Source organism: Streptomyces hebeiensis, from assembly GCF_052983195.1.
This window is the reverse complement of sequence record NZ_CM129812.1, coordinates 2,596,016-2,609,899: the sequence shown is the minus strand read 5'-3', so window position 1 is coordinate 2,609,899 and position 13,884 is coordinate 2,596,016. Positions and strand designations below refer to the sequence as shown.

Here is a 13,884-nt window from a genome sequence, read left to right as displayed (position 1 = left end):
CTCAATTGCATCATGAAGAAGTCGGCGCTGGTGCTACACGGTCGCGGTCGCTGATGCTCTCCGTATGCGCGCCACACACAAGGCTCTCGCCGTTGCCGTCGCCGCCGTCTGGGGGGTGAACTTCGTCGTCATCGAGGTGGGACTCGGCCACTTCCCGCCGCTGCTGTTCTCCGCGCTGCGGTTCCTCGTCGCCGCCGTGCCGGCCGTCTTCTTCGTGGGGCGGCCGAAGGTCGCCTGGAAGTGGGTGATCGGGGTGGGCCTGGCGCTCGGCGTGGCCAAGTTCGGCCTGCTCTTCATCGGCATGGACCGTGGCATGGACGCCGGTCTGTCGTCGCTCGTCCTCCAGATACAGGCCGTGTTCACGGCACTCTTCGCGGCGGTCGTACTGCGCGAACGGCCGGGCGGGAAGCGGCTGCTGGGCATGGGCGTCGCGCTCGCGGGCATCGCGCTCGCGGCGGCGGACGAGGGGGCGTCCGGATCATCGGCCGCGTTCGCACTGGTCATCGCCGCCGCGGCCTGCTGGGGAGTCTCGAACGTCCTCACCCGTAAGGCGTCCCCGCCGGACGCCCTGAACTTCATGGTGTGGGTGTCGGTCGTGCCCGTGCTGCCGCTGCTCGGTCTCTCCCTTGCGTTCGAGGGGCCGGACGCCGACGCCGCCGCGGTCAGGGGGATCGACCTGACGGGAGCGGGGGTGGTCCTCTACGTCGCCTGGGTCACGACCGTCTTCGGCTTCGGCGCGTGGGGCTGGCTGCTCCGGCGCCACCCCGCCTCGTCCGTGGCCCCGTTCTCCCTGCTCGTCCCGGTCTTCGGGATGTCGTCGGCGGCGCTGTTCCTGGACGAACCTGTCGGCCCGCTGCGCTGCTGCGCGGCGGCCCTGGTGGTCGGGGGCGTGGCGCTCACATCGCTCACGTCACTCAGGTCGCTTACGTCGTGGAGTGTCCGGTCGAAGGGGAAGGGCGCGCGGGAACAGGCCGAGGGACCTGGAGGCCGGGAGCGGGAGGCCGCCACGGCTCAGGCGGGAGGAGCAGGCCACTCCTGAAGGGCGGGCGCGGGGCCGCGCCCGCCCCCGCGCCCAGGTGCGGGCACCCCGCGTCTCAGCGGTACGCGGCGATCAGGCCCTCCAAGTGTTCCCTGCCGGGCGCCAACTGCTCCGGCAGCTCGCGCGCCTGCGGGTACCAGCGCTTCTCGTACTCCCAGCACACCCAGCTGTCGTCGTCCAGCAGCGCCAGGCACTCGCCCAGGGGCAGCACGCCCGCCCCCAGGGCCAGCGGTGTCCTGTCCTCCGCCGAGGCGATGTCCTTCACCTGGACGTAGCCCAGGTGCGGCGACAGCACCGCGTGCGTGGTGACCGGGTCCTCGCCCCCGAGCCACGTGTGCATCACGTCCCACAACGCCCCCACCTGTGGGTGTCCCACCGGGCCCAGCACCCGGGCCGCCGCCACGCCCGTCCGGTGCGAGTCGTGCGTCTCCAGCAGGATCCGTACGCCGAAGTCCGCCGCCAGCTCCGCCGCCGCGCCCAGCCGGCGCGCCGCCACCGCGTCCGCGTGGGCCGGATCCTGGTCGCCGCCGCCCGGGAACACCCGTACGTTCGGCGCGCCGAGGTCCCGGGCGAGCCACAGCAGCTCCTGCAACTCCGCGCGCAGCGCCTCCTCGTCCACGTCCTCCTCCGCCTTCGCCACCCGTACGTATCCGGCGACGGTGAGGATCTCGACGCCCGCCCGCCGGAACTCGTCCACGACGGCGGCACGCTCGGCCGTTCCGATGCCCGGGTGCACGGGCTCCTCGGGATGGCCGCGCAGCTCGACGCCCTGGTAACCGGTCGCGGTCGCGAGCGCGACGACCTCGGGGACGGGCAGGCCGGGGACTCCGAGGGTGGAAAAGGCGAATTTCATGGCGCAGATCCTTTCTGAGCGAGGGCCCGGGAGGGAAGAGGGCGGCGCGACGTGATCCCATACCCTGCCGGGACGTGCCGCGCCCGACCGCCCGCCACGTGGGTACCCGGCCCGACGCGTGCCAAGCACGTCGTCGTGCCCCACGCGCGCCGGGCGCCTACCTCCGTCCTAAGTGCCCCTCCCGGCAACGTTTGCCCCGTCGCGACGCCCGGCACGCGCGCTCGCCGCGTTGGCCACAAGCCCAGGTAGCTCCGCTACATGGACTTCTGCCCGCCTTGCGATCACACGCACCGGACGCCGCTCCTTGACGGGCAAACCTTGCCGGTCGCGGCACTAGGCGTGGCGGGTGCGCCACGCGCACCACGTACGGACCCGCCGGTCACGCCTTCCGAGGCGCCGCCGTGGACTCCCGCGCCTTGAGCTCCGCCCCGATCGTCGCCACGCCGCCCGGCGGCGGCGCCTCCGTCCCCATCGCCAGCCGCCCGGCGCGCGCCCCCGCCTCGTGCAGCGGCAGCCGTACGGTCGTCAGCGCGGGCACCGCGTCCACCGAGAACGGCAGGTCGTCGAAGCCCGCCACCGAGATGTCCGCCGGGATCCGCAGCCCCCGTTCGCGCACCGCCGCACACGCTCCCAGCGCCACCGTGTCGTTCGCGGCGACCACGGCCGTCAGCTCCGGGGCCCGGCTCAGCAGTTCCAGCGTCGCCGTGTAGCCGGCGTCGCGGGTGTACGGACCGTGCACCGTGAGCGGCCGCCCCTGCGCGTCCCGCGCCTCCGGGACGCCCGCCGCCGCCAGGGCCTCGCGGTGGCCCTCCAGCCGGTGCCGGGTCGTCGTACGCTCCGCCGGGCCCGCCACGTAACCGATCCTGCGGTGGCCGAGCGCGAGCAGATGCTCCGTCAGCCGCCGTGCGCCGCCCCGGTTGTCGAAGGCCAGCGCCGCCACGGCCGCGTCACTGCCCGGCAGCGGCGGCCGGCCGCAGAGCACCACGCGCGTCCCCGCGTCCGCGAGTTTCGCCAGCTTCGTGGTCATCGCCTCGATGTGGCCGGGGTCCTCCAGCGCGCCTCCGGTGAGCACGACCGCCGCCGCACGCTGGCGCTGGAGCAGGGTCAGGTAGGTCAGCTCGCGCTCGGGCGAGCCGCCCGTGTTGCAGACGACGGCCAGTTTCTCGCTTCCGGCCCGCCCGGCCGCCCGGCCGGCGCCGACCGGGCCTGCCGCGCCTACGGTGCCCGCCGTAGTGCCCGCCGCGCCGCCGGTCGCGCTTGCCGTGCCGCCGGTCGCGCTTGCCGTGCCGCCCGTCGCGCCTGCCGTGCCCGCTGTACCGCCCGCCGGGCCCGCCGCTCCGGAGCCCTGCCGTCCGCTCTCGGGGGCGACCGGTCCCTCCTGCCCGCCGATCTCGGTCTGGGCCGCTCCCGCCATGATCCCGAAGAACGGGTCCGCGATGTCGTTGACGAGGATGCCCACCAGGTCGGAGGTGGCGGCGGCGAGCGAACTGGCGGGCCCGTTCAGCACGTAGTCCAGTTCGTCCACCGCCCGGAGCACGCGTTCGCGGGTGGCGGCGGCGACCGGGTAGTTGCCGTTCAGCACGCGGGAAACCGTCGCGGGCGACACCCGGGCGCGGGCTGCCACGTCCGACAGTGTGACTGTCATCGCTCTCCTCCGGGTGAGATCAGGTCCGGCCCCTTGTACCGGCCGCTGTCGCAGGCTAGCGTTTTCCCCCGTAGAAAGCGCTTGCTACGGCTCTATGGAGGGAACTTCGTGACACGCAGGACAGTGCGGATCGCCATGAACGGCGTCACGGGGCGGATGGGGTACCGGCAGCATCTGGTCCGCTCCGTCCTCGCGATCCGCGAGCAGGGCGGACTGGACCTCGGGGACGGTGAGGTGCTGTGGCCCGAGCCCGTCCTCGTCGGCCGGCGGGAACACGCGCTCGAAGAGATGGCGGGACGGCACGGTCTGACCGAATGGTCCACCGACCTGGACGCCGTTCTGGCGGACGAGACGGTCGACATCTACTTCGACGCCCAGGTCACCTCCGCCCGGGTGGAGGCGATCAAGAAGGCGATCGCCGCGGGCAAGCACGTCTACACCGAGAAGCCGACGGCGACCGACCTCGACGGCGCCCTCGACCTGGCCAGACTCGCCGATGCCGCCGGGATCAAGCACGGTGTGGTTCAGGACAAGATCTTCCTGCCGGGCCTGCTCAAGCTGAAGCGCCTCATCGACGGCGGTTTCTTCGGCGAGATCCTCTCCGTACGGGGGGAGTTCGGCTACTGGGTCTTCGAGGGGGACTGGCAGGAGGCGCAGCGCCCCTCCTGGAACTACCGCGCGGAGGACGGTGGCGGCATCACCGTCGACATGTTCCCGCACTGGGAGTACGTCCTGCACGAGCTGTTCGGACGCGTCACCAGCGTTCAGGCGCACATCACCACGCACATCCCGCGGCGCTGGGACGAGCGGGGCGAGCCGTACGCGGCGACCGCCGACGACGCCGCGTACGGGATCTTCGAACTGGCCGGCGGGGCCGTCGCGCAGATCAACTCCTCCTGGGCGGTCCGCGTCAACCGCGACGAACTGGTCGAGTTCCAGGTCGACGGCACGCACGGCTCGGCCGTCGCGGGGCTGCGCCGCTGCCGGGTGCAGCACCGCAGCGCCACGCCGAAGCCGGTGTGGAACCCGGACCTGCCCGCCACCGAGTCGTTCCGCGAGCAGTGGCAGGAGGTCCCGGACAACACCGAGTTCGACAACGGTTTCAAGGCGCAGTGGGAGCTGTTCCTGCGCCATGTCGCGCTGGACACGCCGTACCACTGGGACCTGCTCGCGGGCGCGCGCGGCGTCCAGCTCGCCGAGCTGGGCACGCGGTCGTCGGTGGAGGGCCGCCGCTTCGACGTACCGGAGCTGACCCTGTGACCCTGCGACTCCCGTCCGCCGATGGCGGATTCAGGACATACGTCCCCCGCTCGGAACCGGCCGCGTTTCTGAGGGATACGGCGGCGAGCGCCCCCGTCGGCACGGCGTCGAGCGGCTCGGTGGTCGGCTCGACAAACGGCTCGACAAACGGATCGACGGCCGGTCCGCCTCTCGCCTCCCGTACGGTCTTCTCCGCGGCCCATGTCGTCGCCGACCCCTACGCCGATGTCAGCCCGGACGGGCCGGCCGCCGTCGACTGGGACACCACGCTCGCCTTCCGCCGTCATCTCTGGTCGCACGGGCTCGGGGTGGCCGAGGCCATGGACACCGCGCAGCGCGGCATGGGCCTGGACTGGGCGGGCGCGGCCGAGCTGATCCGGCGGTCCGCCGCCGAGGCCGAAGCCGTCGGCGGACGCATCGCGTGCGGCGTGGGAACCGACCAGCTCGCGCCGGGACCGCACGACCTGGGGACCGTACGCGCCGCCTACGAGGAGCAGTTGGCGCTCGTCGAGGAGACCGGATCGCAGGCCATCCTGATGGCCTCGCGGGCCCTCGCGGCGGCCGCGAAGACACCGGACGACTTTTCCGACGTGTACGCGCACCTGCTGCGCCAGGCGGCGGAACCGGTCGTCCTGCACTGGCTCGGTCCGATGTTCGACCCCGCCCTCGAGGGGTACTGGGGCAGTGCGGACCTGGACGCCGCCACCGACACCTTCCTCCAGGTCATCTCCGACCACCCGGACAAGGTCGACGGCATCAAGATCTCCCTGCTGGACGCCCGGCGCGAGGTCGAACTGCGTCGCAGGCTTCCCGACGGCGTGCGCTGCTACACGGGGGACGACTTCAACTATCCCGAGCTGATCGCGGGGGACGAACGCGGTTTCAGCCATGCCCTCCTCGGCATCTTCGATCCTCTGGGGCCACTGGCCGCGCAGGCCGTCCGGCTCCTGGACACCGGCGACGTCGCGGGCTTCCGCGACCTGCTCGACCCGACCGTCGAACTGTCCCGCCATCTCTTCCAGGCGCCGACACGCTTCTACAAGACGGGCGTCGTCCTGCTCGCCTGGCTGGCCGGCCACCAGGACCACTTCGCCATGGTCGGCGGTCTGCAGTCGGCGCGTTCGCTGCCGCATCTGGCGCGGGCGTACGAACTGGCGGACGGGCTCGGTCTGTTCCCCGATCCCGTGATGGCCGAGGCCCGGATGGCGTCCCTGCTCAGGGTGTACGGGGTGGACCAGTGACGGACACGGGCTCGGACATGGACACGAATACGGATACGAACGGGAACGCGGACGCGGTCCGGGGGACGAGCGTGGACGGTGACGGTGACCATGGCGCGGAAGCGCCGGTTGCCCCGGGCGACCTCGCCCGCTTCAGCATCAACCAGATGACGGTCAGACAACTGTCCCTGCCGGAGCTGACCGAGGCATGCGTACGCCTCGGAGTGCCCGGCGTCGGCCTGTGGCGCGAACCGGTCCAGGCGTACGGCGTCGAGGCCGCGGCGAAGCTCGTGCGGGACGCCGGCCTCGCGGTCACCACCCTCTGCCGGGGCGGCTTCCTGACCGCGACGGACCCGGAGCTGCGGGCCGCCGCGCTGGCCGACAACCGCGCGGCCGTCGACGAGGCGGTGGCGCTCGGCACGGACACCGTCGTGATGGTCTCCGGGGGTCTTCCGGAGGGGAGCAAGGACCTCGCGGCGGCCCGTGAGAGCATCGCCGACGCGTTGGCCGAGCTGGCTCCGTACGCGGGCGACCGCGGTGTGCGCCTGGCGATCGAACCGCTGCACCCGATGTTCGCCTCGGACCGCTGCGTGGTCTCGACCCTCGACCAGGCCCTGGAGCTGGCCGAACGCTTCCCCGCCGACCAGGTCGGGGTCGTCGTGGACACCTACCACATCTGGTGGGACGACCGCGCGCCGGCGGCCGTCGCCCGCGCGGGGGAGCGCATCTTCTCCTTCCAACTGGCCGACTGGACCACGCCTCTTCCCGAGGGCGTCCTGAACGGCCGCGGCCAGCTCGGCGACGGCTCGGTCGACCTGCGGACCTGGCGCGAACGGGTGGAGGCCGCGGGCTACGACGGGCCGATCGAGGTGGAGCTGTTCAACGAGCGGCTGTGGCAGGGGGACGGCGTGAGGCTGCTCCAGGAGGTGGTGCGGCGGTACGTGAGACACGCGTTGTGACGCGCGCGTTGTGACGCATGTGCGGTGACATACGTGTGGTGACGCACGTGGTGACGCACGTGGTGACGCATGCGTCGCAGGGCGGCCTCCTTCCGAGGTAACGCCGACGAGGGCGGCCGGCTGTCATCCGGCCGCCTCCCGGTCGGCCTCTCCCGGGCCCCGGAACGTCCTCCTGTACGCCGTCGGGGTCACCCCCGTGGCCTCCTGGAGGTGGTGCCGGAGCGACACCGCCGTACCGAAACCGGAGTTGGCCGCCACCCGGTCGACAGGGAGGTCGCTCTCCTCCAGAAGCTGGCGGGCCCGTTCGACGCGCTGGCGTATCAGCCATTGGGCCGGTGAGAGCCCCATCTCCTCACGGAAGCGGCGTGTGAACGTCCGTACGCTCATGGACTCCAGTGCGGCCAACTCCCGTAGCGGCAGCGGACGGTCGAGGTTGTCCACGGCCCAGGCGCGCGCCCTGCGGGTCGAGGAGACCGTCGGCTCGGCGACCGGGCGGCGGATGTACTGGGCCTGGCCGCCGTCCCGGTGCGGGGGCACGACGGTCGTACGGGCCACGGCGTTGGCGACCGCCACCCCGTGGTCGCTCCTGATCATGTGCAGGCACAGATCGATCCCGGAGGCCACGCCCGCGGAGGTGAGCACATGGCCGTCCTCCGTATAGAGGACGTCGGGATCGAGCAGCACATCGGGGTGCAGCGCGCGGAACTGATCACAGGACTGCCAGTGGGTCGTGGCCCGCCGGCCCTTGAGCAGTCCGGCGGCGGCCAGGACGAACGAACCCGTGCAGATGGACGCGATCCGTGTGCCGGGCCTGATCAGCCCCAGCGCGGCGGCGAGGGGCGCGTCGAGCCGTCCGTCGCCCGGCGTGTAGTCCTCGTCCGAGGTCGGCACGATCACCGTGTCCGCCTCGGCCAGCACCTCGGGGCCGTGCGCCACATTGACGGTGACATCCGCGTCGGTACGTATCGCCCCGGGGGAGAGCGTGCAGGTCAGCACGGTGTACAGCGGCGCTCCCGAAGCGGACACGGCCTTGCCGAACAGTTGGTGCACGATCCCCAGCTCCATCTGGAGCAGGCCGGGGCGGACGAGCACGGCGACGCGGTGGGAACCTGGACGGCCGGGACGGCCGGGATGACCGAGATGGCGAGGACCGTGAGAACGACGAGAAGCTGCCATGGCCCGATTCTTTCCCGTCCTGGCTGTCGGGCAACTCGAACAGCCGAACCGACGGGCGCACTGTCGAGTGCATGGGATCGACGCGATCAACAGGCGGGACGCGCACGACGGAGGCGGCCACCGCGGAAACGTCTCTGCCCGGGACACGCCCACGCGGGGTGGACGGCCCTGGCGGACACGGCCCTCGAGGGCGCGTCGCGCGGGTGCACCGCGCCTGGTGGGTCGCCCTCGCCGCGACCTTGGTGATCGTCGCCGCGGGAAGCTTCAGCACCCTCTCCGGAGCCCTGGTCGATCCCCTGCACGGAGCCTTCGGCTGGTCGCGCTCCACGATCGGGATCGCGGTCTCGCTCAACATGGTGCTCTACGGGCTGACGGCTCCGTTCGCGGCGGCGCTGATGGATCGTTTCGGCACGCGACGGACCGTGCCGGCCGCGCTCGCCTGCCTCGCCGCGGGCGGCCTGCTGACCACCGTCATGACGGCCCCCTGGCAGTTCGTCCTCAGCTGGGGACTGCTGGTCGGGCTCGGCAGCGGCGCGCTGGCGACGACGTTCGCCGCGGTCGTCGCCCAGCGCTGGTTCGTACGGCGGCGTGGCCTGGTCACCGGAGTGCTCACCGCCGCCGGGGTGTTCGGGCAGTTCGCGTTCCTTCCGGTGCTCTCCTGGGTGGTCGAACGCCACGGCTGGCGCCCGGCGCTGATGGCGGTGGCGCTCGCCGCGCTCCTCCTGCTCCCGCCCGTCAGGCTGCTGATGGCGGACCGTCCGGCCGACGCGGGGACACGTCCGTACGGTGCCGAGGAACGGACGCGGCCGTGCGGTGCCGGGTCGCGGCCGTACGGCGCCGAGGACGGGGACGAGGAGGACGCCGCCCACCCGGCCCCCGCGCGCGGCGCGGCGCGGCGCACCGTGCGCGTCCTGCTGGACGCGGCGCGTACGCGCGGTTTCTGGCTGCTCGCCGGCGTCTTCGCCGTGTGCGGTGCCTCGACCAACGGCGTCATGTGGAGCAGCTTCACGCCCGCCGCGCACGACCACGGCATGCCCGCGACCGCGGCGTCCTCGGTCCTCGCGCTGATCGGCGTGTTCAACGTGGCGGGCACGGTGGGCTCCGGCTGGCTGACCGACCGGTTCGATCCCCGGCGGCTGCTCGCGGGCTACTTCGTGCTGCGGGGTGTCTCGCTGGTGGTGCTGCCGTTTCTGATGAGCGCCACGGTCCGGGCGCCGCTGGTGCTGTTCGCGGTGTTCTTCGGGCTCCTCGACGTGGCGACGGTCCCGCCGGTGATCGCGCTCTGCCGGGAGTTCCACGGCGACGACAGCGCGATCGTCTTCGGCTGGGTCAGCGCCGCGCACCAGGTCGGGGCCGGACTCATGGCGGGCGCCGGCGGGGTCGTACGGGACACGTTCGGGTCGTACGACCCGGTATGGGCGGGGTCGGGCGCGCTGTGCGCGGCGGCCGCGCTGCTCGCGACGGCGGTGCGGCGGCGTCCGGGCCGGACGCCGCGTTGTCCACAGGGGCGACGGGCTGTCGGAGCCGGGAGGTAGCGTCGGGTCATGTCCAATCCAGCGGTCCTCGAAGCGGTCCTCGAGCGGATCACGTACGCCAACGAGGAGAACGGCTACACGGTCGCCCGTGTCGACACCGGACGCGGCGGCGACCTCCTCACCGTGGTCGGCTCGCTGCTCGGCGCGCAGCCGGGCGAGTCCCTGCGCATGGAGGGCCGCTGGGGCTCGCACCCGCAGTACGGCAAGCAGTTCATGTGCGAGAACTACACGACGGTCCTGCCGGCCACGATCCAGGGCATCCGCCGCTATCTCGGCTCGGGCCTGATCAAGGGCATCGGACCGGTGTTCGCGGACCGGATCACCGGACATTTCGGCCTGGACACGCTGGACATCATCGAGAAGGAGCCCGGAAGGCTCGTCGAGGTCCCGGGCCTCGGCCCCAAGCGGACGAAGCGGATCGCCGCCGCCTGGGAGGAGCAAAAGGCGATCAAGGAGGTCATGCTCTTCCTCCAGGGCGTGGGGGTCTCCACCTCCATCGCGGTGCGGATCTACAAGAAGTACGGGGACGCCTCCATCTCGGTCGTGCGGAACGAGCCCTACCGCCTGGCGGCGGACGTCTGGGGCATCGGCTTCCTGACGGCGGACCGGATCGCGCAGGCCGTCGGCATACCGCACGACAGCCCGGAGCGCGTCAAGGCGGGTCTTCAGTACGCGCTGTCGCAGTCCACGGACCAGGGCCACTGCTATCTGCCGGAGGAGCGGCTGATCGCGGACGCGGTGAAGCTGCTCGCGGTGGACACGGGCCTGGTCATCGAGTGCCTGGCCGAACTGGCGGGCGAGGAGGAGGGGGTCGTCCGGGAGAAGGTGCCCGATCCGGAGGGCGGTGATCCGGTCACCGCGGTCTACCTGGTGCCGTTCCACCGCGCCGAGGTGTCCCTCTCCGGCCAGTTGCTGCGGCTGCTGCGGACCGGCGAGGACCGCATGCCGGCCTTCCGCGACGTGGCCTGGGACCGGGCGCTGACCTGGCTCGCGGGGCGTACGGGCGCGGAGCTGGCGCCCGAGCAGGAGCAGGCGGTGCGGCTGGCGCTCAGCGAGAAGGTGGCGGTCCTGACCGGCGGCCCGGGCTGCGGCAAGTCCTTCACGGTCCGCTCGATCGTCGAGCTGGCGCGGGCCAAGAAGGCCAAGGTGGTGCTGGCGGCCCCGACCGGGCGGGCGGCCAAGCGGCTGGCGGAGCTGACCGGTGCCGAGGCGTCGACCGTGCACCGGCTGCTGGAGCTCAAACCGGGCGGGGACGCCGCGTACGACCGGGACCGGCCGTTGGACGCGGACCTGGTGGTGGTGGACGAGGCGTCGATGCTGGACCTGCTGCTGGCCAACAAGCTGGTGAAGGCGGTGGCGCCCGGAGCGCACCTGCTGCTGGTGGGGGACGTCGACCAGCTGCCCTCGGTGGGCGCCGGCGAGGTGCTGCGCGATCTGCTCGCCGAGGGCGGCCCCGTGCCGAGGGTCCGGCTGACGCGGATCTTCCGGCAGGCGCAGCAGTCGGGCGTGGTCACGAACGCGCACCGCATCAACTCCGGGCAGCATCCCCTCACTCAGGGCCTCGCCGACTTCTTCCACTTCGTGGAGGAGGAGACCGAGGACGCGGGCCGGGTCACGGTCGATGTGGCGGCGCGCCGGATCCCCGCGAAGTTCGGCCTGGACCCGCGCCGGGACGTGCAGGTCCTGGCGCCGATGCACCGGGGCCCGGCCGGCGCGGGCGCGCTCAACGGGCTGCTCCAGCAGGCCGTCACGCCCGCGCGGCCGGACCTCCCGGAGAAGCGGGTCGGCGGCCGGGTCTTCCGGGTGGGGGACAAGGTCACCCAGATCAGGAACAACTACGAGAAGGGGGAGAACGGGGTCTTCAACGGCACGGTGGGGGTGGTGACCTCCCTCGACATGGACGAGCAGCGGCTGACGGTGCGGACGGACGAGGACGAGGAGGTGGCGTACGACTTCGACGAGCTGGACGAGCTGGCGCACGCGTACGCGGTGACGATCCACCGGTCGCAGGGCAGCGAGTACCCGGCCGTGGTCATTCCGGTGACGACGGGCGCGTGGATGATGCTCCAGCGCAACCTGCTGTACACGGCCGTCACCCGCGCGAAGAAGCTCGTCGTCCTCGTCGGTTCCCGCAAGGCCATCGGGCAGGCGGTACGGACGGTTTCCGCGGGCAGACGCTGTACGGCGCTGGCCCACCGTCTGGGCGCCGCGGGCTGAGCGCGAGCGCCGCACGGGGTCGAACGGGGCCGCCTGTGGCCGTCCGGGGCCGTCCGGGGAGCAGGGGCGGAGGGCCCGGCGGGGTGCGAGCCTGGGAGGAAACGGTGATGCGGGCTTTCGTAACCCGGGGCGAAGGGGGCAGGATGGGCAGGCTGGCGGCACTGAGTGCCGCCAAAAGGCCAAATGGCCGACCCCGAGTGCACTCTCCTGAGCCAAATGGGGGATGGTAGAGACAGTCAGGGCACCTCGAAGAAGAGGCACTACGTCGGTGAGGGATGACGTGAGCGAGAAACGCGACAACGCGGTAGTTCTGCGGTACGGCGACGGCGAGTACACCTACCCGGTGATCGACAGCACCGTCGGTGACACGGGCTTCGACATCGGGAAGCTCCGTTCTCAGACCGGTCTGGTGACTCTGGACAGCGGATACGGCAATACCGCCGCCTACAAGTCCGCGATCACCTATCTGGACGGCGAGCAGGGCATCCTCCGCTACCGCGGCTATCCGATCGAGCAGCTGGCCGAGCGGTCCAGCTTCCTCGAAGTGGCGTATCTGCTGATCAATGGCGAACTGCCGACGGTCGACGAGCTCGCCGCGTTCAAGAACGAGATCACCCAGCACACGCTGCTGCACGAGGACGTCAAGCGGTTCTACGACGGGTTCCCGCGTGACGCCCATCCGATGGCGATGCTGTCCTCCGTGGTCAGCGCGCTGTCGACCTTCTACCAGGACAGCCACAACCCGTTCGACGAGACGCAGCGCAACCTGTCCACGATCCGGCTGCTGGCCAAGCTGCCCACGATCGCCGCGTACGCGTACAAGAAGTCGATCGGCCACCCCTTCGTCTACCCGCGCAACGACCTCGGGTACGTCGAGAACTTCCTGCGGATGACCTTCTCGGTCCCGGCGCAGGAGTACGTGCCGGACCCGGTCGTGGTCTCGGCGCTGGACAAGCTGCTGATCCTGCACGCGGACCACGAGCAGAACTGTTCGACCTCCACCGTGCGCCTGGTCGGCTCCTCGCAGGCGAACATGTTCGCCTCGATCTCCGCCGGCATCAGCGCCCTGTGGGGCCCGCTGCACGGTGGTGCCAACCAGTCGGTGCTGGAGATGCTCGAGGGCATCCAGGCGTCCGGCGGCGATGTCGACTCCTTCATCCGCAAGGTGAAGAACAAGGAGGACGGCGTCAAGCTGATGGGCTTCGGGCACCGCGTCTACAAGAACTTCGACCCCCGGGCGAAGATCATCAAGGCGGCGGCGCACGATGTCCTCTCGGCGCTCGGCAAGTCCGACGAGCTGCTCGACATCGCGCTCAAGCTGGAGGAGCACGCGCTGGCCGACGACTACTTCGTCGAGCGCAAGCTCTACCCGAACGTGGACTTCTACACGGGGCTGATCTACCGGGCCATGGGTTTCCCGACCGAGATGTTCACCGTGCTGTTCGCGCTCGGCCGGCTGCCCGGCTGGATCGCCCAGTGGCACGAGATGATCAAGGAGCCCGGCTCCCGCATCGGGCGTCCGCGCCAGATCTACACCGGCGAGGTCCTGCGTGACTTCGTTCCGGTGGAGGGTCGCTGACCACCTCTGAGCACCTCTGAGCCCCGCTGAGAGCCCCCGGGTCTCCGAGCGCCCCGGGTCTGTGAGCACCTCCGGAGCTTCCGGGCCACCGAAAAGCGCCCCGCCGCCGATCCCCCCACGGGTCGGCGAGCGGGGCGCTTTCCATATCCCCGGAGCGGATTCCCCCCACGGGATCCGGGCCGGGCGTCTGCCGTAACCAGCAACGGCTACTCGCGCGGTCGGACCGGGGTACGTACGGGAGGGCCGCTCAAAGCTCCCCGGTGCACGTGCCCCGGCCAATCGCTTGTCCGGGATGTCCCCCAAGACATCCCCTGACATGCCGCTGAACGTCCCCCAAGACGTTCTCTGGCATCGTCCTCTTAGACTCGCGAGCTGTCCTCATGGTTACCCATCAATCTATG

At 71.5% G+C, this 13,884-nt stretch carries 10 protein-coding genes; 7 read left to right on the top strand and 3 right to left on the bottom strand.

Annotation, left to right across the window (positions count from 1 at the left end; translation table 11 throughout):
* Window positions 1–64 precede the first annotated feature (64 nt).
* Window positions 65–1,039, top strand: coding sequence for an EamA family transporter (locus ACU6P3_RS11125; protein WP_447196979.1), 975 nt, complete (start codon window positions 65–67; stop codon window positions 1,037–1,039).
* 55 nt (window positions 1,040–1,094) lie between these two features.
* Here ACU6P3_RS11125 and ACU6P3_RS11120 read toward each other — a convergent pair whose 3' ends face one another.
* Window positions 1,095–1,892: a sugar phosphate isomerase/epimerase family protein gene (locus ACU6P3_RS11120; protein WP_352084899.1), complete on the bottom strand. Its 798-nt coding sequence runs from the start codon at window positions 1,890–1,892 to the stop codon at window positions 1,095–1,097.
* Window positions 1,893–2,271: 379 nt separating this feature from the next.
* Window positions 2,272–3,537, bottom strand: a complete 1,266-nt coding sequence (locus ACU6P3_RS11115) for a LacI family DNA-binding transcriptional regulator (RefSeq protein WP_447196978.1) — start codon at window positions 3,535–3,537, stop codon at window positions 2,272–2,274.
* A gap of 108 nt (window positions 3,538–3,645) precedes the next feature.
* Between ACU6P3_RS11115 and ACU6P3_RS11110 the strand changes: the two genes are divergently transcribed.
* From ACU6P3_RS11110 to ACU6P3_RS11100, 3 genes are all read left to right on the top strand, one after another.
* On the top strand, window positions 3,646–4,797 hold the full coding sequence (locus ACU6P3_RS11110; protein WP_447196977.1) for a Gfo/Idh/MocA family protein: 1,152 nt from the start codon (window positions 3,646–3,648) through the stop codon (window positions 4,795–4,797).
* Window positions 4,794–6,038, top strand: a complete 1,245-nt coding sequence (locus tag ACU6P3_RS11105; protein WP_447196976.1) for a dihydrodipicolinate synthase family protein — start codon at window positions 4,794–4,796, stop codon at window positions 6,036–6,038. Before ACU6P3_RS11110 ends, ACU6P3_RS11105 begins: the two co-directional genes overlap by 4 nt.
* Before the next feature lie 146 nt (window positions 6,039–6,184).
* Window positions 6,185–6,976, top strand: coding sequence for a sugar phosphate isomerase/epimerase family protein (locus tag ACU6P3_RS11100; RefSeq protein WP_447197844.1), 792 nt, complete (start codon window positions 6,185–6,187; stop codon window positions 6,974–6,976).
* A gap of 123 nt (window positions 6,977–7,099) precedes the next feature.
* On the opposite strand, the gene ACU6P3_RS11095 is transcribed toward ACU6P3_RS11100, so the two are convergent.
* Entirely contained in the window at window positions 7,100–8,152 is a 1,053-nt protein-coding gene (locus tag ACU6P3_RS11095; RefSeq protein WP_447196975.1) for a GlxA family transcriptional regulator, read from the bottom strand.
* Between the two features lie 71 nt (window positions 8,153–8,223).
* Between ACU6P3_RS11095 and ACU6P3_RS11090 the strand changes: the two genes are divergently transcribed.
* From ACU6P3_RS11090 to ACU6P3_RS11080, 3 genes are all read left to right on the top strand, one after another.
* The gene (locus ACU6P3_RS11090) at window positions 8,224–9,687 is read left to right on the top strand and encodes an MFS transporter (protein WP_447196974.1); all 1,464 of its coding nucleotides are present in this window, start codon (window positions 8,224–8,226) and stop codon (window positions 9,685–9,687) included.
* A gap of 9 nt (window positions 9,688–9,696) precedes the next feature.
* Window positions 9,697–11,904 carry an SF1B family DNA helicase RecD2 gene (gene recD2 / locus ACU6P3_RS11085; protein WP_447196973.1) on the top strand — a complete coding sequence of 736 codons (2,208 nt, stop codon included), beginning with the start codon at window positions 9,697–9,699 and terminating at the stop codon, window positions 11,902–11,904.
* Between the two features lie 280 nt (window positions 11,905–12,184).
* Window positions 12,185–13,483 carry a citrate synthase gene (locus ACU6P3_RS11080; protein WP_030748413.1) on the top strand — a complete coding sequence of 433 codons (1,299 nt, stop codon included), beginning with the start codon at window positions 12,185–12,187 and terminating at the stop codon, window positions 13,481–13,483.
* Window positions 13,484–13,884 lie beyond the last annotated feature (401 nt).